Origin of the sequence: Aliiruegeria sabulilitoris (assembly GCF_001558155.1) — a bacterium.
In the GTDB taxonomy this organism is placed as follows: Bacteria; Pseudomonadota; Alphaproteobacteria; order Rhodobacterales; family Rhodobacteraceae; genus Tropicimonas; species Tropicimonas sabulilitoris.
This window is the reverse complement of the sequence record NZ_LOAS01000007.1, coordinates 201051-222655: the sequence shown is the minus strand read 5'-3', so window position 1 is coordinate 222655 and position 21605 is coordinate 201051. Positions and strand designations below refer to the sequence as shown.

The following is a 21605-nucleotide window of genomic DNA, read 5'->3' as shown; positions in this document are numbered from 1 at the left end:
TTCAGGGTATTTCAGGAGGGAACAGGATATGTCGCAAGAGATCCAGGCCAAGGCCACCGAGATCGAAACACAGGTAAAGGAAGTTACCGAAGTGCAATTGCCAGAGCCCGCCCCCGCGGCCGATATCGTGCCGCTCGCGGATGCCGACGAGATGCTCGGCGGCGAGATCCGCAAGCGGATGAACGAGATCGACATGGGAGACACCAATTCCATCGTCTCCTTTGGCTCCACCGCGCAGGCCGAGTTGCAGGAAATTTCGCAGGCCATGTTGGCCGATGTGAAGAACAAGGATGTCGGACCCGCGGGCGACAGCCTGCGCGACATTGTCGGCACCATTCGCGGCTTCTCGGTCGACGAGCTGGACCCGAACCGCAAGCGCTCCTGGTGGGAGCGGCTGCTGGGCAAGGCCGAGCCGATTGCCGGCTTCATGGCGAAATACGAGGATGTGCAGGGACAGATCGACAAGGTCACCGACGACCTGCTCGGCCATGAGCATACGCTGCTGAAGGACATCAAGTCGCTCGACATGCTCTATGACAAGACGCTGGCCTTCTATGACGAGCTGGCGCTCTATATCTCGGCCGGCGAGGCCAAACTCGGCGATCTGGACGGACAGACCATCCCCGCGAAGGAAAGCGAAGTGCAGGCCGCGCCCGAGGGCGAGCAGGTAATGAAGGCGCAGGAGCTGCGCGACCTGCGCGCCGCGCGCGACGACCTGGAGCGCCGGGTGCACGACCTCAAGCTGACCCGGCAGGTGACCATGCAGTCCCTGCCCTCGATCCGGCTGGTGCAGGAGAACGACAAGTCGCTCGTCACCAAGATCAACTCCACGCTGGTCAACACCGTGCCGCTCTGGGAAACGCAGCTTGCGCAAGCCATCACCATCCAGCGTTCCGCCGACGCGGCCCAGGCCGTGCAGAGCGCCAATGACCTGACCAACGAGCTGCTCACCGCCAATGCCAAGAACCTGCGCGAGACCAACAAGACGGTCCGCGAGCAGATGGAACGCGGTGTCTTCGATATCGAGGCGGTGAAACAGGCCAATGCGGACCTGATCGCCACGATCAACGAGAGCCTGCAGATCGCTGACGAGGGCAAGGCCAAGCGCGCCGCCGCCGAAGAAGAGCTGATCAAGATGGAACACGAGCTGCGCGACACACTCGCCTCGGCCAAGGCTCGCAAGACCGGACTCGGAGACACGACCTCCACCTCGGTTCCGGCGAACTGATCCGTGGACAGGGCGCGGGAAGGGTTAAAATTGCGGATTGGCGCCAGGGCCGGCATCCTGGCAGCGTCGCTTGCTGCGCTGTCTGCCTGCGACCTGCCCGCGCCGGTCTATGATGCCGGACCCGGCGCTCCCGCCGCGCCCGAAACCGCCCTGCCCGCGCTGCCGAACGAGCGGTCGCAAACATCGCTGGACCTGGAGCGCCACTATGCCCGGGTTCAGGCCGACCTGCTCAGCCAGGGCCTGTTGCGCACCGATGGCGGCGGGCCCGATACGCCTTTTGCCGCCCATAACCTGACGAACAACTTCGTCCGCATCGCGCTCTATGACGAATATGTCTCCCGCGGCGGCCAGCTTGTCGCGCAGCAAACCGTCAGCCGCCTGCGCCGCTGGGGCAGCCCCGTGCGCCTGCAGGTGCATTTCGGCGCCACCGTTTCGACCGACCAGAGGGTTCAGGACAACAACTCCGTCATCTCCTTTGCCCGCCGCCTGCGCAACGCGACCGGCCACCCGGTTTCGACCACCTCGGCCAATGGCAATTTCCACGTGCTGATCCTGAACGAGGACGAGCGGCGCAACTACGGCCCATACCTGGAACAGCTTGTGCCCGGCATCGGCGACACTGCCATCCGCACCGTCGAGACCATGCCCCGTGAGACCTTCTGCCTCGTCTTCGCCTTCTCGCGGGGCGAGGATCCCTCCTATACGCGCGCCGTGGCCGTCATCCGGGCCGAACATCCGGACCTGCTGCGGCTTTCGTGCATTCACGAGGAACTGGCCCAAGGGCTCGGCCTTGCCAATGACAGCCCCGACGCCCGCCCCTCCATCTTCAACGACGACGAGGAATTCGCCCTGCTGACCACGCATGACGAATTGCTCCTCCGCATCCTTTATGACCGCCGGTTGCAAGCCGGCATGGACGCCACCACCGCCCGCCCGATCGTGAACGAGATCGCGCGCGAGCTGATGGGCGGCGAAAGCTAGACAATTTCAGACAAGGGAGTGCCAACCACATGGGTATCCTCGATTTTCTCTCCGGCCAGTTCATCGACGTCATCCACTGGACCGACGACACCCGCGACACGCTGGTCTGGCGCTTCGAGCGCGAGGGCCACGAGATCAAGTACGGCGCAAAGCTGACCGTGCGCGAAGGTCAGGCGGCCGTCTTCATCCATGAAGGCCAGATGGCCGATGTGTTCACCCCCGGTCTCTACATGCTCGAGACCAACAACATGCCGATCATGACCTCGCTGCAGCACTGGGATCACGGCTTCCAGTCGCCTTTCAAGAGCGAGATCTATTTCGTCAACACCAACCGTTTCACCGATCTGAAATGGGGCACCAAGAACCCGGTCATGCTGCGCGATCCGGAATTCGGACCGACCCGCATCCGGGCCTTTGGCACCTATTCGATCAAGGTCACGGAACCGGCGCGCTTCATGACCGAGATCGTGGGCACCGATGGCGAGTTCACCACCGACGAGATCACCTTCCAGATCCGCAACATCATCGTTCAGGAGAGCTCCCGCGTGATGGCCGGCTCCGGCATCCCGGTGCTGGACATGGCCGCCAATACCGGCGACATGGGCAAGCTGATCGCCACGAAGGTCTCCGAGGTGCTCGCTGAATACGGCCTGACGATGCCGGAATTTTATATTGAAAACATCTCCTTGCCGCCCGCCGTTGAAGCCGCGCTCGACAAGCGGACCTCGATGGGGCTGGCCGGCGACCTGGGCAAGTTCACCCAGTATTCCGCCGCCGAAGCCATGACCGCCGCAGCCCAGAACCCCGCCGGTGGCGGCGGCATGGGCGCAGGCCTCGGCATGGGTATGGGCATGGCGATGGCCAACCAAATGGCCAATCCGCAGGGCTACCAACCCGGCCCCTGGGGTGCGGCTCCGCAGCAGGCCCAGCCGGCGCCCGTCGCCGCGCACCCTGCCCCGCCGCCGCCGCCGGTCGAGCATGTCTGGCATATCGCCAAGGCTGGCCAGACCTCCGGCCCCTTCTCCAAAGCCGATATGGGGCGCCAGGCCGCCAGCGGCGAACTGACCCGCGACACGCATGTCTGGACCCCGGGCCAGGATGGCTGGATGAAGGCGGGCGATGTTCAGGAACTGGCCCAGCTCTTCACCATCCTGCCCCCGCCGCCGCCCCCCGGCGTGTAACCGCGGAGTCAACCGATGAGCGACATCCCCAAGATCCCGCGCACGCGCGGCGCAAAAAGCGCGCCGCCGGCGCCGCCGGAACAGGATTTCCCCGAGGAATTCAGCACCCAGGACAAGGCCGTCTCGGAAAAGCACCGCTTCCCCTGTCCGGCTTGCGGCTCGGATCTGCGCTTCTCCGCCGACAAGGGCGACCTGATGTGCGACCATTGCGGGCATGTCGAGCATGTCTCCGCGGTTGGGCGCGACCAATGGGGCAATGCGTTGCGCGAGCTCGATTACGAGGCCGCGCTGCGCAAACAGGTGCCCAGTGACCAAATCGTCGAGATCCGCTCAGCCCATTGCGACAGCTGCGGTGCCGATATCGAGATGAGCCAAATGGAGCAGGCCAAGGAATGCCCTTTCTGCGCCTCGCCCATCGTCACCGATACCGGCAGCCACCGCCAACTGAAGCCGCAGGCGCTGCTCCCCTTCAAGCTGGACGAACGCAGCGCCCACAAGAAGATGAGCGACTGGCTCGGAAGGCTCTGGTTCGCACCGAACGGGCTCAAGGAATATGCCCGCAAGGGTCGCAAGCTGACCGGCATCTACGTGCCCTACTGGACCTATGACGCAGACACCCGCAGCCGCTATTCCGGCCAGCGCGGCGACGACTACTACACCACCCGCACCCGTGTCGTGGATGGCAAGCGGCGCACCGAACGTGTGCGCAAGACCCGCTGGACCCGCGTCTCCGGCCGCGTCGCGCGCCAGTTTGACGACGTGCTGGTGCTCGCCTCCGACAGCCTGCCGCGTGACTACACCGACGCGCTGGAGCCCTGGGATCTCGGCGAGTTGGTCCCCTACGAGCCGAGATATCTCGCGGGTTACGCCGCCGAAGGCTACTCGGTCGAACTGGAGGGCGGCTTCACTATCGCCCGGCAGAAGATGGACGCGGTCATCGCCACCGATATCCGCCGCGATATCGGCGGCGACCACCAGCGGATTTCCTCCGTGGACACCGCCGTCTCCGAGGTGACCTTCAAACATATCCTGTTGCCGATCTGGATGGCTGCCTACAAGTTCCGCGGCAAATCCTACCGCTTCGTCGTCAATGCACGCACCGGCGAGGTCAAGGGCGAGCGTCCCTGGTCCGCGTGGAAGATCGCCTTCGCGGCCTTCCTCGCCATTCTGCTGATCGGCGGTTTCCTCTATCTCAACCAGATGCAGTAAGTCCTCTTTCGTCAAATATCCCGGGCGCACGCTGGCCCGGGCGCGCGGGGCAGCGCCCCCCAGCACCAACTCCCCCTGACGCGAGCCGGTCGATCGCCCTAATCCACGACACAGGCCCACGGCATCAGAAGGAATGGACCTCGGCGCCATCCCGGCTTAGATAGCCCAAAGCGCTCAACTCGAAGGAGAGACTTGATGATCCTCTGCGCCGGCGAGGCCCTGATCGACATGCTGCCGCGCATGTCCACCCGCGACGAACCCTCCTTTGCCCCGGTCTCGGGCGGCGCGGTGTTCAACACCGCGATCGCTCTCGGCCGGCTCGGTCGGCAGGTCAAATTCTTCTCCGGCATCTCGACGGATCTTTTCGGCGCGAAACTCATGGAAAGCCTCGCCGCCTCCAAGGTGGACGCCACGCTCTGCGACCGCTCGGACCGGCCCACCACTCTTGCCTTCGTCGAGCTGACCGATGGCCATGCCAAATACGCTTTCTATGACGAGAACACGGCCGGGCGCCTGATCGCGGAGGCGGATTTGCCCACACCGGTATCGCTCGACGGCGTGGACGCGCTGTTCTTCGGCGGCATCTCGCTGCCAGTCGAACCCTGCGGCGCCACCTACGAGACGCTTGCGCTGCGCGAGGCGGCCAACAGGCTGGTGATGATCGACCCGAATATCCGCCCCGGCTTCATCAAGGACGAGGCCCGCTACCGTGCCCGGCTCGACCGGATGATCGGCGTGGCCGATATCGTGAAGGTTTCCGACGAGGACCTCGAATGGATTGCCGGCGACGGCGATCTGGCCATGCTGGCAGGCGCGCTTTTGGCCAAGGGGCCGAAAATCATCTGCGTGACCAAAGGCAAGGACGGCGTCACCGCCTACCTGAAGGACCGCGCGGTGAGCGTCAGCTCGGAAATGGTCGAGGTGGTCGACACGGTCGGCGCGGGCGACACCTTCAATGCCGGCTTCCTTGCCGGGCTGGACCGGGCTGGAAAGCTCACCAAAGCGGCGGTCGCCACCCTGACGGATGCGGAAATCTCCGCTGCCCTCACCCTCGGCAACCGGGCGGCCGCAGTGACGGTCAGCCGCGCGGGCGCCAACCCGCCCTGGGCCGAGGAACTCGACCTGTGAAAGCGCTGATCCAGCGCGTCTCGCGCGCCTCCGTGACGGTCGATGGCGAGCTCATCGGCCAGATTGGCCCCGGCGTGCTGGCGCTTGTCTGCGCGATGCGCGGCGACAGTGAGGCACAGGCCGAGAAACTGGCCGCGAAGCTCTCCAAGCTGCGTATCTTCGAGGACGAAGCCGGCAAGATGAACCGCTCCCTGCTCGACACCGGCGGCGAAGCGCTCGTTGTCAGCCAGTTCACCCTGGCCGCTGACACCTCGCGCGGCAACCGGCCGGGATTCTCCGAAGCCGCAGCCCCCGAAGACGGTAACCGCCTCTACCAGTATTTCGCCGCGCATCTCGCGCAGCTCGGGCCACGGGTGGAGACGGGTCGTTTCGGCGCCGACATGAAGGTCGAGCTGCTCAATGACGGCCCCGTGACGATTTCCCTGGAGATCCCTCCGGAACCTGCCTGAATAATAGGCGAAACGCACAGGGAAATTGCGGAAACTCAGGCGCATTGCACAGCGCAAAGGCAGTTTCCGCGCGATTTTGTCTCGTCAACTGCATAGCTCTGTTGCACCCCGCGAGGGGCCTTGCAAGACTGTCTTCATGAGCAAGAACGCCAAATTTTTCGACGAGTTGCACGGGCATGGCTCGGATCCCCGGCCCCCCTATCGCGACTATAACGCATGGTTCAAAAGCGAGGATTTGCAGCGTTTGCGCAAGAAATCCTCCGAGGCGGAGATGTTTTTCCGCCGCACCGGCATCACTTTCAATGTCTATGGCGAGGCCGAAGCGGATGAACGCCTGATTCCCTTCGACATCGTGCCCAGAATCATTTCATCGCGGGAATGGTCACGGCTGAAGCGCGGCATCGACCAACGCGTGCGCGCCATCAACGCGTTCCTGCACGATATCTATCACCGGCAGGAAATCATTCGCGCCGGCCGCGTCCCCGTCGAGCTGATCGCCAATAACGAGGCTTTCCTGCCGCAAATGATCGGCGTGCAGCCGCCCGGCGGCGTCTATACCCATATCGTCGGCACGGACCTGGTGCGCACCGGCGAGGATGAGTTTTTCGTGCTCGAGGACAATGCCCGCACCCCCTCCGGCGTCTCCTACATGCTGGAGAACCGCGAGACGATGCTTCAGATGTTCCCGGAGCTGTTCAGCAAGATCAGCGTGCAGTCGGTGCAGGATTACCCCACCCGGCTGTCGCGCTCTCTCTCGGCCTGCGCGCCGCCGGCCTGCAACGGCAAGCCGGTGGTGGCGGTTCTCACGCCGGGTATCCACAACTCCGCCTATTTCGAGCATTCCTTCCTGGCCGACAATATGGGCGCGGAGTTGGTCGAGGGCTCGGACCTGCGCGTCGTCGATGGCCGTATCGCCATGCGCACGACCCAGGGCTACAAGGCGATCGACGTGCTCTATCGCCGGGTGGATGACGATTTTCTCGACCCGCTGAATTTCCGGCCCGACTCGGTGCTGGGCGTGCCCGGCATCATGGATGTCTACCGCGCGGGCGGCATCACTATCGCCAACGCCCCCGGCACCGGCATCGCCGACGACAAGGCGATCTATTCCTACATGCCTGATATCGTCGAGTTCTATACCGGCGAGAAGGCGATCCTGAAAAACGTGCCAACCTGGCGCTGCTCGGAGCCTGACAGCCTTGCCTATGTGCTGGACCATCTCTCCGAAGTGGTCGTCAAGGAGGTCCACGGCTCGGGCGGCTACGGCATGCTGGTGGGTCCCGCGGCAAGCAAGAAGGAAATCGCGGCCTTCCGCGAGAAGCTGACCGCGAAACCCGGCAATTACATCGCCCAGCCGACGCTGGCGCTTTCAACCGTGCCGATCCTGACCAAGGCGGGACTTGCGCCGCGCCATGTGGACCTGCGCCCCTTCGTGCTGGTCTCGCCCAAGGGGATCGACCTGACACCGGGCGGGCTGACACGGGTCGCGCTCAAGGAAGGCTCGCTGGTGGTGAACTCGTCCCAAGGTGGCGGCACCAAGGACACCTGGGTGCTGGAGGAATAAGAACATGCTGGGAAAGACCGCCGGCGGGCTCACCTGGATGTTCCGCTATCTCGAACGCTGCGAGACCATGTCGCGGCTCATTGAAACCGGGTTTCGCAATGCGCTGACCCGCCCCGCCACGGCGTCCGATGAATGGGCGGCCGTGCTCGACGCGGCGGGTGTGCGCTCGGCCTATCTGGAACGCCACCAATCCTTCGAGCAATCGGCGGTGGTGGATTTCCTGCTGCGCGACTGCAACAACCCCTCCTCGGTGATGAGCTGCATCGAGCACGCACGCAACAATGCGCGCCTCGTGCGCACAGCGCTGTCGCGCGAAGTCTGGGAAGTGACGAATGATTGCTGGATGACCCTGAAGGCCGCGCTCGGCCACAAGGTGCGCGACCGCGACCTGCCAGCGGTTCTCTCGATCATCCGCCAACAAAACGCACTCGTGCGCGGCGCGACTCATGGCACGATGCTGCGCAACGACATCTTCAACTTCTGCCGCATCGGCACCTTCATGGAACGCGCCGACGCCACCGCGCGTATCCTGGACGTGAAATACTATGTGCTGCTGCCCTCGATCAGCCATATCGGCTCGGCGCTGGACAACGTCCAATGGGAGAACATCCTGCGATCGGTCGGCGCGCACAGCTCCTATCGCTGGTTGAACGGGCCGGATATCTCGGCGCTCGGCATCGCCGAATTCCTCATTCTCGACCACCGCATGCCGCGCTCGCTGGCCTTCTGCATCGACAAGGTCGCCTCGAACCTGTGCTATCTTGAAAAGGAATACGCAACGCGCAATCCTTCACAGGAAAAGGTGGCGGAAATGGTTACATTGCTCGCGGAGGCGAAAATCGACGAGATATTCGACGAAGGGCTGCATGAATTCATCCTCGATCTGCTGGCGGACATCTCCGAACTCAGCGCCATGATCGAAACCGATTACAGATTTTACGAGTAAGCCATGCGCCTGCAAATCCGACACCGCACCACCTACAGCTACTCGACCCCCGTGGCCTATGCTCTGCAGCAAATCCGCCTGACGCCCAAGGATCGCCCCAGCCAGCAAGTTCTGGACTGGAAGATCCATATCGAAGGCGGCAAGCAGGAGCTCAGCTTCGAGGACCAGAACGCCAACACGGTAACGCTCATGTCCTACGAAGGGGATGGGCACGACATCGTGGTGGAATGCTCCGGCGAGGTAGAGACCCGGGACACCAACGGCGTGTCCGGCCCGCAGGGCGGCTTCGCGCCGCTCTGGTTGTTCCGCCGGCCCACCGTGCTGACCCATCAGGGCATGGGGATCCGCTCGCTGGTCAAGGGATTGACGGCCGAAACCGAGAATCCGATCGAACGGTGCCACCTGCTCTCGGCCCGCGTGATGGACGCGGTCAAATACCAGACCGGCCAGACCGGCCCGGCCACCACAGCCGAGGAGGCCCTCGCCGCCGGCAAGGGGGTCTGCCAGGACCACGCCCATGTCTTCATCGCCGCCGCCCGCCAGCTTGGCTACGCCGCGCGCTATGTGTCGGGCTACCTGATGATGGACGAACGCGAACAACAAGAGGCCAGCCACGCCTGGGCCGAGGTGCATATCGACAATCTCGGCTGGGTCGGCTTCGACGTGCCAAACGAGGTCTGCCCGGACGAGCGCTACGTGCGGATCGCCACCGGACGGGATTATGCCGAGGCGGCGCCGATCTCGGGGCTGCATTTCGGAGATAGCGCAGGGGAGTCCCTCGCGGTCAGTCTCCAGGTTCAGCAATAGCCCTGTAACGCCGATGACGAATTGTGTGATTTCCCGAAAACTCCGGGTGATCCGGCGCGGTTTCGCCTGTAGGAGCAGAGACGAAACACAGTTTCGTCCCTAGCAACGAGAATCGCCCCATGACCTATTGCGTCGGCCTGCTCCTGAAAAGCGGCCTTGTCTTCATGTCCGACACGCGCACCAACGCGGGCATCGACAATATCTCGACCTATCGCAAGATGCAGAGCTGGTGCGTGCCCGGCGAGCGTTTCATCACGCTGATGACAGCGGGAAATCTTGCCACCACCCAGTCGGTGGTTTCGCTGCTGGAAGAACGCAGCAAGGCCGAAAGCGATCGAAACCCGTCGATTTTCGAACAGCCCTCCATGTTCCGGGTCGCGCAGCTTGTCGGCAATACGCTGCGCGAGGTCATCGAAACCCAGTCCGGCGAGGGCCAGAGGGCCGATGCCACCTTCAGTGCCACGATGATCCTCGGCGGGCAGATTGCACCGGGCCCGATGCGCCTGTTCCTGATCTATCCCGAAGGGAATTTCATCGAAGCCAGCGAGGACACGCCCTTCCTCCAGATTGGCGAAACCAAGTATGGCCGCCCGATCCTGTTGCGCGGATTCGATCCGGAGATGAGCTTCCCCGAGGCGATCAAGCTGCTGCTGCTCAGCTTCGATTCCACGCTCAAGGCAAATCTGTCTGTCGGGCTGCCCTTTGACCTGCAAGTATACGAAAAGGACAGCCATGAGATTGGCTATCGGAACCGGATAGAGCCGGATGATGCATATTATCACGCTGTTTCAGACGGTTGGAGTGAAGCGCTGCGTGAAGCCTTTGGCAGGATTCCGCCTTATGAAATGAAGGACCAGGATCCGCCGTCCGGCACCTGAAAATCAGACTTTACATATCCGACAGTTTTAATAGGTTAAGCAGTGTGAACAGAGACACCCGGCTTAGCCCGTCGCGGCCCGCCCGCTTGCCCGGCAAGGGATCTCTCCACCTTATCTGGATGGAGCCCTGAAATGACCTTGATGAAAGAAATCTCCCTGGCCGAGACCATGCCGGCCAACCGCCCCAGCTACGACGCGCGCAGCATGACCGGCTCGGACGGTTTGGCACAAATTGTATTGGATGAGAAAGTCTATACCCTCAGAATCACAAAGGCTGGTAAGCTGATCCTCACGAAATGATGACAGGACGGGAGAGGGACTCCCGCGCGACGCTCGTCGGTAACTTGGGGGTCGATAAGGAAACCAAGACCCGTCGCCCATGAGCAAGCTCTCTCCCTCGCCCTGCATTGATATCTGCAAATACACCCGCCGCGGCCACTGCGTTGGCTGCTCCATGACACAAGCCCAAAAACGCCTCTTCGGGGGGTTGAAGAGCGATGCGCAACGCAGGGAATTCATCGACGTGATCCGCGCGCAGCAAGAGTTGATGGGCCGCTACGAACATTGGCCGGACGCCTACAGACTGAAATGTGCACGCGCTGAAAGGCAGACGCAGGAAGGCTCCTGAGCACGTCGCGGCCGCTGCAACGTCATGTCGAAGCTGGCGGGAGAGTCTTTTCTCCGCACGCTCAATCGCAGAACGTCGAGGCGCATGTCACGGACGGATTGGGGGGGCCTCCCCCCCCCCCCGCGCGCTTGCGGGCGCTCCCCCGGGATATTTCCGGTCAGAAGAAGGCAGGCTGACATACCGAACTTCCTCCTGCTAGAAATTCGCCCGCAGGAGGCATGACCCGCAAGTTCGTTCGCGCACGCGACGCGTCCTACCCTGCTTTATGCCTCAATCCGGCACGCAGATTTCGGCAGCCCGGATTGCCTTCAAGGTCCGCGCGACGAGTATGATCATGATGATCAGAAGGACCGCGTAGAACACCGCTGCCAGAACCGCGTGAAAGCCCGAGCCTGCGATAGCTGCAAAGCGGAAGGTCGCGACCGTCATCGCCGCCATGGGAAAGCTGAGCGCCCACCAGGAGAGTGCGAAGGGGCTGGTACGGATCTTCGGCGCCTGCACGGCGACGATCGCTGCGAAGACATAGGCGGCATTCAACAGGATCCGGGCAAACGCGTCGGCCTCTCCGCCATTGAGATTGATCCAGGCGAGGAAACCGACCGCGGGCGGCGCGATCAGGATCGCCAGTGTCGGCAGGAGCCTGCCCGGCAGCGGATCGTGAAAGATCAGCCTGTTCATGACCAGTACCAACAGGACAAGCCAGAACACCAACCCCGCCGAGAAAAAGAGCCAGGACAGTTCGACGAAGCCAAGGGAAACACCCGCCAGAGGGGCGACGACATTGCCGACAGCGGGGATGAACCAGGCCGGCGAGATATGCAATTGTTGAAAAGGGTTATGCCCGATCCAGCCGGAGATGACCGCGAGCGTCAGACCGGCTTGCAACGCGGCTCCGACAATCCAGACGCCCCGCGCCAGCCCGGTTGCGTGCGGGGCGAGCGCGGTGGCAATCAACAGCAACGAGATCGAGATCGCCGGAAAGAAGGCCTTTTTCACCGGATGGTTCCACTCGGCAAGGAAATGGGCCCGGTAGCGCCTCCATTTCAGGGCGAAGAAGGTGGAGATCGCTACGAAAATCCCGATCGTTACCAACAGCAGCAGCACGGAGAGCGCCGCCGGCACACCCCAGCTTACCTCGGCCATATGGGTGGCCAGCGTCAGTCCAGCCATGCCCATCACCGAGGCGAAAAAGGTGACAGGAAAATGGGCCAGCTTCGGTTCGGTGGCGGTTTGGGTATCAGTCATCGTCCTGTACTCCGACAATCAGCGCATAGGCCATATAGGAAAGGATGATCAAACCTGCGCGTCCCGCAAGCCCAATCCGCTGCGGCGCGACCATATCGACCGCGCCGCCCACCAGTTCAGAATTCTTCTTCCCTTTTGGGCCAGATCAGAGATTCCGCCGTGTACACTAGGATCGCGAGGCCGATCGCGCCGGCGACGGCAACGCCCAGAAGCACGAACACGTCGATCGGCCCGCCGATATCGTTGAGGCTGGAATTGGTCATCTTCTGCACGAAGAGCACCGCCGCGACCGCACCAAAGGGCATCGACAGCTGCGCCCAGAGGAACTTTCGCCAACTCACCGAGCGGTCTCGGATCAGAACGTAGACATAGAGAACCGTTATGATCGCCGCGACGGCCACCATGGTCCAGAAAAGCGCCGCGCCAAAGATCTCTTCGAAGACGGCGATGAGGGTTTCCAGGGTCAGTTGTTGCATGTCTGTCTCCTCAGGCCTTGCCGCGCAGCATGGCGTTATAGGTGGCTTTCAGGGCGACTTCCTTCATCAGCCAAGAGATCCAAAGCTCTTCCAGCGGCGCGACGATGCCCGGGAAGGAAGGCGTCAGGTTGTTGTTGTAGTCGAACTCGATCAGCATGGCGCGGCCGATGCGCGTGATCAGCGGGCAGGACGTGTAGCCGTTGTAGACGGCCGTGCCCTCCTTGCCCTCGATCGCAGCGATCAGGTGATCCTCCACCACCGGAACCTGCCATTTGACCGATGCCGCCGTCTTGCCCTTGGGCACGCCAGCGATGTCCCCCAGGGCGAAGATCTCGGGATAGCGGACATGGCGCAGGTTGCCCTTGTCCACCTCGACCCAGCCTTGCGAGGCCCAATTCCCGTCCTGCCAGGGCAGGTCGGAATTTCGGATCACATCCGGCGCCACCTGCGGCGGGATCACGTTGGTGAAATCATAGGGCAGCTCCTTTTCGCCCTCCGGGGTCGAGAAGGTGGCCAGTTTCCGGCCCGGATCGATGGCCTTCAGGACGTGGTCGAAGGTGGTCTCGAAACCGCGATCCTCGAACAGCATCCGCACCTTTTCGTTGACGATCGGAACGCCGAAAAAGCTCTTGGAATGGGCCGCATAGGTGATGTTCACCTTGCCGCGGGTGTCTTTCTTGCGGGCGCAATCATCGGTGATGAAAGTGTATTTCAGCGGCGCGCCGGCGCATTTCATTTCCGTGGCCGGGCGATAGAACAGCCCCTCGCCGCCCTCGTCGGTAAAGCGATCCATCGCCGCCCATGTCTTCGCGGCATAGTCTGCGCCCGCATAGACCGCGCCGATGCCGTCCTTGCCCACCAAGTCCAGCGAGAACCCCTCGATGGCGTCCCAGTCGAGTTTTATGCCGAGCGCGACGATGAGATAATCGTAGTCTACCGTGGCACCGCCCGCCGTTGTCACCTTCTTGCCGACCGGATCGATCTCGGCGGCATATTCGGGGATGAGCGTGGCCGAAGCTGGCAACCAGTCGGTCGTCCGGGTGACTGAATAGCCGGCCGGTTTCAGGCCGGAGGCGATCAGGGTAAAGCCCGGCTGGTACAGATGCTCCTTGCGCCCGTCGATGAGCGTGACCTCGGCACCGTCGAGCCGTTCGTCCAGGCGGTTGGCGAGCGCGGTTCCCGCGGCCCCTGCCCCGAGGATGACGATACGAGCCTTGGTCTTGACCTTCTCGGCGCGGGCCGGCGCGGTCTGCGCTCCGATCAGCGCGGCCGCCCCTGCGGCCAACCCGAAAAACTGTCTGCGGCTTGTTTGCATGTTCTCTTGCTCCCTCGAATCACACCCATAAAAGGCATATTTCAGATTGGTATAATACTCAGACTTCGACGACCCATTCCATTGCATACACTCGTATGCCTTGATCCAAATCAATTCCGAGATTTTCTATATATATTTTTGTGCTCGTTCCATTTCTCTTCCTGGATCGCGTAGCGGACCCGGACATGACGACGGCAGCCCCAATCAAGAACGGCTTTGCACTCCGCTGGACGCCCTGCTTCCAGTCCGCCGGCAGAGCTTGTCAGGACATCGCAGAAATGACAGACAACCCAATGAATTCCTGCTACTTTCCTTTCTTTTCAGGGCACAGACAACACCCTTGCGCCGCGCCCCACCTTGATCCAAATCATTTTGACGTATCGTGAATACACAAAAAAGGCCGGGGCCCATCGAGCCCCGACCAGTCAACACTCCAGGAAAGGGAACACGTGGAGTGAGGGAAACTCAGTTCTCTTCGGTCAGCGCCCGGTCTTCCTGCATCTCAACCCACATGGCGTTGAGAACGGCAAGCAGCGCGGCGAGCGGGAGGCCGAGGATACATGCGAAATACCACATTTCAGATACCTCTCTTCAGTAAACGGATTCAGAATTGTCGGCGATCTCATCCTGGGTGACCTTGCCCCAGAGCACCTTGTAGACCCATGCCGTGTAGGCGAGGATCAGCGGCATGAAGATCAACGTGCAGATCAGCATGACGAACAGGGTCAGATGCGAGGACGAGCTGTCCCAGACGGTGAGCGAAGAGTTCGGATCGACCGTTGAGGGCAGGATGAAGGGGAACATGGTCAGCCCGACCGTCGAGATCACCCCGAAGATGCCCAGCTTGGACCACAGAAGCGGCGCGACTTCGGAATGCCCGTTGAGCGTCCGCGCGGCCATCAGGATGCCCGCGAAGCCGAGAACCGGCGCGATGGCGATCCACGGGCGCACGCTGTAGGCGTCGAGCCAGCTTCCGCCCCGCGTCACCTCGGAGAGCAGCGGGTTGGAGGGACCGTCGGTCACGACCGCGCCCACGAAGGCATAACCGTCGATGCCGACCGCCAGCCAAACACCGGCCAGCGCGAATCCGGCGGCGGCGACATAGCCGAAGATCGGCCCCATCCGCCGGGCGCGGGTTTCCACCATGCCATCGGATTTCAGCGCCAGCCAGGCCGCGCCGTGCTGCAAAAGCATGGCGAGTGAGACGATGCCCGCCAGCAGCGAGAACGGGTTCAGCAGGCCAAGGAACTTGGCATAGAACGGCCCGTCATACATCGACAGCAGTTCCGGCGTCAGGTGGAAGGGCACGCCCACCAGCACATTGCCCACGGCCACGCCAAAGATCAGCGCCGGCACCGCGCCGCCAACGAATAGTGTCCAGTCCCAGCCGCTCCGCCAGCGCTGCGACGGACGCTTGGAGCGGTACTTGAACCCCACCGGGCGCAAGATCAGCGCGGCGAGCACGGTGAACATGGCGAGGTAAAAGCCAGAGAAACTGACCGCGTAGAGCGGCGGCCAGGCGGCAAAGATCGCGCCGCCCCCAAGGATGAACCACACTTGGTTGCCTTCCCAGACAGGTCCAACGGTGTTGATCGCCTGACGGCGTTCGATGTCCGTCCTCGCCACGAAGGGAAGCAGCGCGCCCACCCCCATGTCGAAGCCGTCGGTCAGCGCGAAGCCGATCAGCAGCACGCCGAGCAGCAGCCACCAGATCACCCGCAGGATTTCAAAGTCGATAAGTTCGTGAAGGATCATGTCTCGTTACTCCGCGGGCGTTGCATCGGGGATGTTTCCGTCATGCGTGCGCAGGCGATGTTCGTGGCGGGCCATCCATTGGTCCGTTTCGGGAACGTCCATGTACGGGCCCTTGCAAATGTATTTGAGCATCAGGCCCATCTCGATGACGAAGAGCACCGAGTAGAAGGCCACGAAGCCCACGAGCGTGATCGCCAGGTCGGCAACGCTGAGGTGGCTGACCGACATCACCGTCGGCAGAACCCCGTCCACCGTCCATGGCTGTCGACCGAACTCGGCCACGAACCAGCCCAGCTCGGCTGCGAGCCAGGGCGCCGGGATCATCCAGACCGCGAGCCGCAGTGCCGGGCGCGGGAAGATCATGCCCCTCCAGTTGGCGCGGTAGAAGAAATAGGCCATCACCCCGATGAAGCCGAAGCCGAGCGCCACCATGAGCCGGAACGCCCAGAAGAGCGGCCAGACCGTTGGCACGGTATCGTTGGAGGCCAGCGCGATCTGCTTCTCTGTCGCCTCGCGCGGGTCGTCCACGTAGCGCTTGAGCAGGAAGGCAAATCCGAGATCGGCCGAATGCGCCTCGAACTGTGCCGTGATCGTCTCATCCGCTTCCCCGCCGGCGGCGCGGATCTTCTCCAGCGCGTCATAGGCGATGATCCCGGACTTGATCCGCGCTTCCGCATTCTCGACCAACTCGGCAATGCCGGGAATCTCCTGCGTCAGGCTCCGCGTGCCGATCAGGCCCATCATCCAGGGGATGTGAACGGCGTAATGCGTCTCGCGCGCTTCCATGTCCGGGAAGCCGATGGCGGTGAAGGAGGCCGGCGCGGGCTGGGTGTGCCACATACCCTCGATGGCGGCGAGTTTCATCTTCTGACTATGGGTTGCGGCGTAGCCGGACTCGTCGCCCAGAACCACCACGGAGAGCGCCGAGGCAAGGCCGAACGAGGCCGCAATGGCGATCGAGCGACGCGCGAGCGCGACATGGCGATCCTTGAGCAGGTACCATGCCGAGACACCTAGAACGAAGACCGACGCGGTCACATAGCCGGCCGAAACGGTATGCACGAACTTGGCCTGCGCGACCTCGTTGAAGACGACCTCGAAGAAATTGGTCAACTCCATGCGCATGGAGACCGGGTTGAACTCTGCGCCGACCGGGTTCTGCATCCAGCCATTGGCGATCAGGATCCACAGCGCGGAGAAGTTCGAGCCGATGGCCACCAGCCAGGTCACCGTCAGGTGCCCGCGCTTGGAGAGCTTGTCCCAGCCGAAGAAGAACAGCCCCACGAACGTGGCTTCCATGAAGAAGGCCATGAGCCCTTCGATCGCCAGAGGCGCGCCGAAGATGTCACCGACATAGTGGCTGTAATAGGACCAATTCATGCCGAACTGGAATTCCATGGTAATGCCCGTGGCCACGCCGAGAACGAAGTTGATCCCGAAGAGCGTGCCCCAGAATTTCGTCATCTGCCGCCACACGGGCCGGTTCGTCATCACATAGACCGTCTCCATGATCGCCACGATGATCGAAAGACCGAGCGTGAGCGGTACGAAGAGGAAGTGATACATGGCTGTCATCGCGAATTGCAGACGCGACAACTCCACAACATCGATTTCCATAAAGTGCCTCCGTTTCAAGTGAGCGGTTGAAGATATATTTCCAATACCGCTTTAAAACGCCTTTTGCACCCAGCAATGGAAGCACACATTGACACAGATCAAAATAAGAATGAATTTAAATACAGTTTTTGCTGCAGCTGCACCGCCTCGGTATGAACCCAACGGAGCCACTCATCCGAGACTCACCCGACGGAATGCAGGGCATCCGCCCAGTCCCGTTCCACCGCGCGATGGGCCGCGATCAGGATAGCAGACTTCGGACAGGCCGCGCGAATTCCGTTTAGAACCCGCTCTGCCGTTGCCCGGTCCAACCCCTCGGTCGGCTCGTCCAGAAGCAGAACATCGGGGGCCCGCAGCAGCACCCGCGCGAGGGCGAGCCTGCGGCTCTCGCCGCCCGACAGCCCTCGCCCGCCTTCGCCGAGCCGTGCTTGCAGCCCGCCGATCCGCGCCACCACCGCATCCAGCGCGACAGCTGTCAGAACCGCGTGCAACTCCGCATCGCTGGCCTCGGGCCGCGCCAAGCGCAGCGCTTCGCCGATGGTGCCGCTGGTGAGCGCGGAACGCTGCGGCAGGTAGCCCAGATGGTGCCGCAGCGCGCGTTCCTCCCACTGCACCAGCGCCCGCCCGCACAGGCGCACCTCGCCCGCACGCGGCGCGATCAGGCCCGCCGCCACGTCCAGAACCGTCGTCTTGCCCGCCCCACTGCGCCCGACAAGCGCGAGGGTTTCTCCGGGAAGGATCTGAAGAGACAGCCCCTCGGCCAGTTCCGGCCCCTCCGGCAAAGCCGAAACGGAGAGGTCCACCAATTCCAGCCCCGCTTCGGGATCGTTGGGAGGGGCCGTTTCGGGGCGGGATCGGGGTAGATCCTGACCCGGCAGCCAGCGCAACACGCGGCGCGCGGAATCGCGCATGCCACCGATCTCGCGCATTGCGCGCCGCAATGGCCCGACCACCTCGGCCATGCCCAGCGTGGCAAAGAAGCCGAGCGCGGCGAGCGCTGGGGAGATCTCTCCACGCAGCGCCAGCTCCGCACCGATATAGAGCGCCCCGGCCGCTGAAAACGTCGCCGTCAACGATACCACCGCCCCGGTGCGCCGCTCGGTACGCGCCAGCGTCAACCGCTCCCGCCGTGCCCGCGCGTCGGCCTTCAGAACGGCCTGCCGGGACATGTCGAGCTGCCCAGCAAAGGCCAGCATGGCGCGCCCGCGCAGATGGTCGACCAGGCGCACACGAAAGGCCCGCCCGGCCGCCTCGGCCATGCGCGAGGGCCTGTCGGACCGGCGTGCGGCCCAGATCAGCGCCAGCGTCGCGCCGAGGGCCAGCGAGAATACTGACCATGCCGCGACCCGGGAATCCACCAGCCAGGTGAGCGCGGCAAGGCTGCCCGCCAGCACCAGCGCCCCGGCCAGAAGCGGAATGGCCAGACGCAACGCGACGCCATCCAGCGCATCGATATCGGCGGTCAGACGGTGCAGAACTTCAGCGCCCCTGAGCCGCAGCAGGCTGCGATAGGGCGCCGCGGAGATCCCGCGCAGAAGCCGCACACGGAGCGCTGCCAGCGCCTTGAGCGTGGCATCATGCGTCAGCAGACGCTCGCCATAGCGCGCCGCCGTCCGTCCGAGCGCGAGGAAACGCACCCCGGCGGAGGGGCGGAACACGTCGAACACCGCGCCGGTTCCGGCAAGCCCCGCCGCCCCCGCGGCGATGATGAACCAGCCCGACAGGCCAAGCAGCGCCACGCCCATCACGAGCACAACCACTGCCAGCGCGATACCGCGCAGGAAGGCGGCGCGGTCGGCGCTCCAGACCAGCTTCAGGATCGGAAGAAGAGGTCTCATGCCGCACCTCCCAGCTCGATCCGCCGGCCCAGCCGGGCGGCGAGCGTCTCGTCATGGGTGGCCACGATCAACGTCGCGCCTGCCTCGGCCAGCGCCAACAGCCCGTCCGTCACCACCTCGGCGGTTTGCGCGTCGAGGTTTGCGGTGGGTTCATCGGCCAGGATAACCGGCAGCTTGCCGAGCGCGGCCCGCGCGATCATCAGCCGCCGCGCCTCGCCGCCCGAGACCCCTGCCCCGGTTTCCCCCAATTGCGAAAGCAGCCCGCGCGGAAGCCGTTCTACGATTTCCTCGGCATGGGCGGTTCGGAGCGCGGCCAGAAGCTCGGCATCCCCGGCCTCCGGATCGCCCAGCCGCAGGTTGGCGCGCAACGTTCCGGAAAAGAAATGCGGCGCCTGCGGAATCCAGCCGACGGACATCCGCCAGCGATCCGCGCGGTCCGCGTCCAGCGGCTGGCCACCGATCTCGATCCGCCCGGCCGCTACCGGCAGCAGCCCCGCAAGTGCCGACAGCAGCGTGGACTTGCCCCGCCCGCTCGGCCCCAGCAGCGCGCAAGTCTCACCACAGGCAATATCGAAGTCGGGAAAGGCGATGCGCTGCGCACCGCCAAGCCCGATTTCCAACCCGCGCACCGAAACCAGTGCAGGGCCGTCCGGCATCGGCAGGGGCACCGCCCCGGCGCCGGTTCCGAGGATCTCCACCGGTGCAACGGCCTCGGCCTTCACCAGATCGCGCGCCACCGCTGTCGCGGAGGCCTTATCGTGCCAGGCGGCGGCCAGGTCCCGCAGGGGTTGGAAAAACTCCGGCGCCAGCAGCAGCAGGAAAACCCCCTCGCCGACGCCGAGCGGCGTCCCCCATGCGCCGAAGCCGATCGTGCCGAGGAGCGAGAAGCCCACATAGACGGCGACCAGCGCCACGCCGAGCGCCGAGAACAGCTCCAGGACGGTCGATGACAGGAAGGCCACGCGCAGCACCGCCATCGTGCGTTCGCGCAGGCTCTCCGCCCGCTCCTCGAAACCGCGCGCAACCTGCTCGCCCGCATCCAGAAGCCGGATATCGACAAGCGCCTGGATGCGTTCCAGCAGCATCCCGTTCAGCGTGCCGATCTCGTCCATCTGACGCTCGCTGGCCTCGCGGGCAGCCATGCCGACAAGGGCCATGAAGACCGGGATCAGGGGGCCGGCAACCAGCAGGATCACCCCAGCCGCCCAGGAGATGGTGAAGGACAGCAGAAGAATTGCCAGCGGCACGGTAAAAACCCGCATCTGCGCGGGACGATAGCGCAGGATATAGGGCTCCAGCGTGTTCAGCTTCTCGCTCGCGAGCGCGGCCAGTTCCGCTGATCGTGGCCCCGCCGCCATGGGCGCCCGCCGCCCTTCCCGCGCGACCAGCACGGCGCGTTCGCGTGCCAGAACGCGGTCCGCGGCCTTGGCAAGGATCCGGTCGGCGAGGATCTGAAAGGCGGCCCGAAGCGCTCCGAGCAGGGCAAACCCCACCGCGGCAAGCAGCGCCGTGCCCCGATCCGCGCTCCCCGCGATCAGGCTGGCCAGAAGCCACGCCACCAACGCCGCCTGCGGCAGCCACAAAAGCGACCCGCCCGCCGTGATCAGCCCGGCGCGCCGCAGCGACCCGGAAACGGGCGCAAGCGCGGCATCGAGGCGTTCGCGGGCCCGATCGGGGGCCGCATCGGGTTGCTTGTTGGCCATGCGGTGCTCCAATGCTACATTCGCCATGCATTTAAACTGGATACCTGAAGAAGTTTGTGATCTGGATCAAGGAGCCCTTCGGCGTAGCTCGCCTGGGTAGCCAGGCATTCGAAAAGGAAGTGCACATATGCGTCTGACCGTACGCACCAATCTCGCCATGCGCGCCCTGATGTTCTGCGCGATCAATACAGACCGGACCGTCCGCAAATCCGAGATCGCCGAAGCCTGCAATTCCTCCGAGAACCATCTTGGCGTCGTGATCAACATGCTGGGCCAGACCGGGTTCATCGAGACAGCGCGCGGGCGCAATGGCGGCATTCGCCTGAAGGTCTCGCCCGAAGCGCTCTCCGTCGGTCAGGTTTTCCGCGTCTTCGAAGCGAATGTGCCCTTTGCTGAGTGTTTTGCCGGCTCGGACAACCATTGCCCGCTGACAGCCTCTTGCCGCCTGCGCGGGCAGCTTTCCAATGCGCTTGAAGCGTTCTACGGCGCGCTGGACAATGTCACACTTGCCGACCTGGTGAAGGACAATTCGGGCCTGCGCACGTTGTTGGAACTTGAACAGCGCTGAAGCGCGCCCCAAATTCACTCCCGTTACCGCTTCGTCGCATCGGCAACGCCACACCCGGCCTTGCCGCATCCCCTTGCGTCGGCAAAACA

At 63.5% G+C, this 21605-nt stretch carries 21 protein-coding genes; 13 read left to right on the top strand and 8 right to left on the bottom strand.

Annotated features, from left to right (window positions below):
* Window positions 1-28 precede the first annotated feature (28 nt).
* The 12 genes from AX756_RS07190 to AX756_RS07140 all read left to right on the top strand — a co-directional run bounded on the left by AX756_RS07190 (window position 29) and on the right by AX756_RS07140 (window position 10999).
* On the top strand, window positions 29-1228 hold the full coding sequence (locus AX756_RS07190; protein ID WP_068309772.1) for a toxic anion resistance protein: 1200 nt from the start codon (window positions 29-31) through the stop codon (window positions 1226-1228).
* A 30-nt stretch (window positions 1229-1258) separates the two neighbouring features.
* Window positions 1259-2209, top strand: coding sequence for a DUF2927 domain-containing protein (locus tag AX756_RS07185; RefSeq protein WP_170307804.1), 951 nt, complete (start codon window positions 1259-1261; stop codon window positions 2207-2209).
* A 29-nt stretch (window positions 2210-2238) separates the two neighbouring features.
* On the top strand, window positions 2239-3390 hold the full coding sequence (locus tag AX756_RS07180) for an SPFH domain-containing protein (protein ID WP_068309771.1): 1152 nt from the start codon (window positions 2239-2241) through the stop codon (window positions 3388-3390).
* Between the two features lie 15 nt (window positions 3391-3405).
* Complete coding sequence (locus AX756_RS07175; RefSeq protein ID WP_082738984.1) at window positions 3406-4599, top strand: TFIIB-type zinc finger domain-containing protein; 1194 nt, start codon at window positions 3406-3408, stop codon at window positions 4597-4599.
* Between the two features lie 195 nt (window positions 4600-4794).
* The gene (locus AX756_RS07170; protein WP_068309770.1) at window positions 4795-5727 is read left to right on the top strand and encodes a carbohydrate kinase family protein; all 933 of its coding nucleotides are present in this window, start codon (window positions 4795-4797) and stop codon (window positions 5725-5727) included.
* On the top strand, window positions 5724-6176 hold the full coding sequence (gene dtd / locus AX756_RS07165) for a D-aminoacyl-tRNA deacylase (RefSeq protein ID WP_068309769.1): 453 nt from the start codon (window positions 5724-5726) through the stop codon (window positions 6174-6176). The genes AX756_RS07170 and dtd overlap by 4 nt, the downstream gene beginning before the upstream one ends.
* Before the next feature lie 136 nt (window positions 6177-6312).
* A complete protein-coding gene (locus AX756_RS07160) occupies window positions 6313-7740 on the top strand; it encodes a circularly permuted type 2 ATP-grasp protein (protein WP_068309768.1) in 1428 nt (475 codons plus the stop codon).
* A gap of 4 nt (window positions 7741-7744) precedes the next feature.
* On the top strand, window positions 7745-8686 hold the full coding sequence (locus AX756_RS07155) for an alpha-E domain-containing protein (RefSeq protein ID WP_068309767.1): 942 nt from the start codon (window positions 7745-7747) through the stop codon (window positions 8684-8686).
* A 3-nt stretch (window positions 8687-8689) separates the two neighbouring features.
* On the top strand, window positions 8690-9493 hold the full coding sequence (locus AX756_RS07150; protein WP_068309766.1) for a transglutaminase family protein: 804 nt from the start codon (window positions 8690-8692) through the stop codon (window positions 9491-9493).
* A 119-nt stretch (window positions 9494-9612) separates the two neighbouring features.
* The gene (locus AX756_RS07145) at window positions 9613-10371 is read left to right on the top strand and encodes a proteasome-type protease (RefSeq protein WP_068309765.1); all 759 of its coding nucleotides are present in this window, start codon (window positions 9613-9615) and stop codon (window positions 10369-10371) included.
* A 141-nt stretch (window positions 10372-10512) separates the two neighbouring features.
* Window positions 10513-10671 carry a hemin uptake protein HemP gene (hemP, locus tag AX756_RS25040; protein WP_093149055.1) on the top strand — a complete coding sequence of 53 codons (159 nt, stop codon included), beginning with the start codon at window positions 10513-10515 and terminating at the stop codon, window positions 10669-10671.
* Between the two features lie 79 nt (window positions 10672-10750).
* Complete coding sequence (locus AX756_RS07140) at window positions 10751-10999, top strand: DUF1289 domain-containing protein (RefSeq protein ID WP_068309764.1); 249 nt, start codon at window positions 10751-10753, stop codon at window positions 10997-10999.
* A 270-nt stretch (window positions 11000-11269) separates the two neighbouring features.
* Here AX756_RS07140 and AX756_RS07135 read toward each other — a convergent pair whose 3' ends face one another.
* The 8 genes from AX756_RS07135 to cydD all read right to left on the bottom strand — a co-directional run bounded on the left by AX756_RS07135 (window position 11270) and on the right by cydD (window position 20948).
* A complete protein-coding gene (locus AX756_RS07135) occupies window positions 11270-12244 on the bottom strand; it encodes an SLAC1 anion channel family protein (RefSeq protein ID WP_068309763.1) in 975 nt (324 codons plus the stop codon).
* A 116-nt stretch (window positions 12245-12360) separates the two neighbouring features.
* The gene (locus tag AX756_RS07130; protein WP_068309762.1) at window positions 12361-12720 is read right to left on the bottom strand and encodes a DUF5368 domain-containing protein; all 360 of its coding nucleotides are present in this window, start codon (window positions 12718-12720) and stop codon (window positions 12361-12363) included.
* Between the two features lie 10 nt (window positions 12721-12730).
* A complete protein-coding gene (locus AX756_RS07125) occupies window positions 12731-14035 on the bottom strand; it encodes an NAD(P)/FAD-dependent oxidoreductase (RefSeq protein WP_068309761.1) in 1305 nt (434 codons plus the stop codon).
* 465 nt (window positions 14036-14500) lie between these two features.
* On the bottom strand, window positions 14501-14611 hold the full coding sequence (gene cydX / locus AX756_RS07120) for a cytochrome bd-I oxidase subunit CydX (RefSeq protein WP_068309760.1): 111 nt from the start codon (window positions 14609-14611) through the stop codon (window positions 14501-14503).
* A 15-nt stretch (window positions 14612-14626) separates the two neighbouring features.
* Entirely contained in the window at window positions 14627-15790 is a 1164-nt protein-coding gene (gene cydB, locus AX756_RS07115) for a cytochrome d ubiquinol oxidase subunit II (RefSeq protein ID WP_068309759.1), read from the bottom strand.
* A gap of 6 nt (window positions 15791-15796) precedes the next feature.
* Window positions 15797-17407, bottom strand: coding sequence for a cytochrome ubiquinol oxidase subunit I (locus tag AX756_RS07110; protein ID WP_068309758.1), 1611 nt, complete (start codon window positions 17405-17407; stop codon window positions 15797-15799).
* Between the two features lie 182 nt (window positions 17408-17589).
* Window positions 17590-19245, bottom strand: a complete 1656-nt coding sequence (locus AX756_RS07105; RefSeq protein ID WP_068309757.1) for an amino acid ABC transporter ATP-binding/permease protein — start codon at window positions 19243-19245, stop codon at window positions 17590-17592.
* On the bottom strand, window positions 19242-20948 hold the full coding sequence (gene cydD, locus AX756_RS07100) for a thiol reductant ABC exporter subunit CydD (protein ID WP_068309756.1): 1707 nt from the start codon (window positions 20946-20948) through the stop codon (window positions 19242-19244). Before cydD ends, AX756_RS07105 begins: the two co-directional genes overlap by 4 nt.
* Window positions 20949-21075: 127 nt before the next feature.
* On the opposite strand from cydD, the gene AX756_RS07095 reads away from it, so the two are divergent.
* Window positions 21076-21516: an Rrf2 family transcriptional regulator gene (locus AX756_RS07095; protein ID WP_068309755.1), complete on the top strand. Its 441-nt coding sequence runs from the start codon at window positions 21076-21078 to the stop codon at window positions 21514-21516.
* The last annotated feature ends 89 nt before the right edge of the window (window positions 21517-21605 follow it).

Bases quoted from the DNA above. Each gene is read 5' to 3' on its own strand.
- AX756_RS07105 (WP_068309757.1), bottom strand. From the start codon at position 19,245: ATGAGACCTCTTCTTCCGATCCTGAAGCTGGTCTGGAGCGCCGACCGC.
- cydB (WP_068309759.1), bottom strand. From the start codon at position 15,790: ATGATCCTTCACGAACTTATCGACTTTGAAATCCTGCGGGTGATCTGG.
- hemP (WP_093149055.1), top strand. From the start codon at position 10,513: ATGAAAGAAATCTCCCTGGCCGAGACCATGCCGGCCAACCGCCCCAGC.
- AX756_RS07160 (WP_068309768.1), top strand. From the start codon at position 6,313: ATGAGCAAGAACGCCAAATTTTTCGACGAGTTGCACGGGCATGGCTCG.
- AX756_RS07140 (WP_068309764.1), top strand. From the start codon at position 10,751: ATGAGCAAGCTCTCTCCCTCGCCCTGCATTGATATCTGCAAATACACC.
- AX756_RS07175 (WP_082738984.1), top strand. From the start codon at position 3,406: ATGAGCGACATCCCCAAGATCCCGCGCACGCGCGGCGCAAAAAGCGCG.
- cydX (WP_068309760.1), bottom strand. From the start codon at position 14,611: ATGTGGTATTTCGCATGTATCCTCGGCCTCCCGCTCGCCGCGCTGCTT.
- AX756_RS07130 (WP_068309762.1), bottom strand. From the start codon at position 12,720: ATGCAACAACTGACCCTGGAAACCCTCATCGCCGTCTTCGAAGAGATC.
- AX756_RS07155 (WP_068309767.1), top strand. From the start codon at position 7,745: ATGCTGGGAAAGACCGCCGGCGGGCTCACCTGGATGTTCCGCTATCTC.
- AX756_RS07150 (WP_068309766.1), top strand. From the start codon at position 8,690: ATGCGCCTGCAAATCCGACACCGCACCACCTACAGCTACTCGACCCCC.
- AX756_RS07125 (WP_068309761.1), bottom strand. From the start codon at position 14,035: ATGCAAACAAGCCGCAGACAGTTTTTCGGGTTGGCCGCAGGGGCGGCC.
- AX756_RS07110 (WP_068309758.1), bottom strand. From the start codon at position 17,407: ATGGAAATCGATGTTGTGGAGTTGTCGCGTCTGCAATTCGCGATGACA.
- AX756_RS07170 (WP_068309770.1), top strand. From the start codon at position 4,795: ATGATCCTCTGCGCCGGCGAGGCCCTGATCGACATGCTGCCGCGCATG.
- AX756_RS07135 (WP_068309763.1), bottom strand. From the start codon at position 12,244: ATGACTGATACCCAAACCGCCACCGAACCGAAGCTGGCCCATTTTCCT.
- AX756_RS07180 (WP_068309771.1), top strand. From the start codon at position 2,239: ATGGGTATCCTCGATTTTCTCTCCGGCCAGTTCATCGACGTCATCCAC.
- cydD (WP_068309756.1), bottom strand. From the start codon at position 20,948: ATGGCCAACAAGCAACCCGATGCGGCCCCCGATCGGGCCCGCGAACGC.
- AX756_RS07095 (WP_068309755.1), top strand. From the start codon at position 21,076: ATGCGTCTGACCGTACGCACCAATCTCGCCATGCGCGCCCTGATGTTC.
- AX756_RS07145 (WP_068309765.1), top strand. From the start codon at position 9,613: ATGACCTATTGCGTCGGCCTGCTCCTGAAAAGCGGCCTTGTCTTCATG.
- AX756_RS07190 (WP_068309772.1), top strand. From the start codon at position 29: ATGTCGCAAGAGATCCAGGCCAAGGCCACCGAGATCGAAACACAGGTA.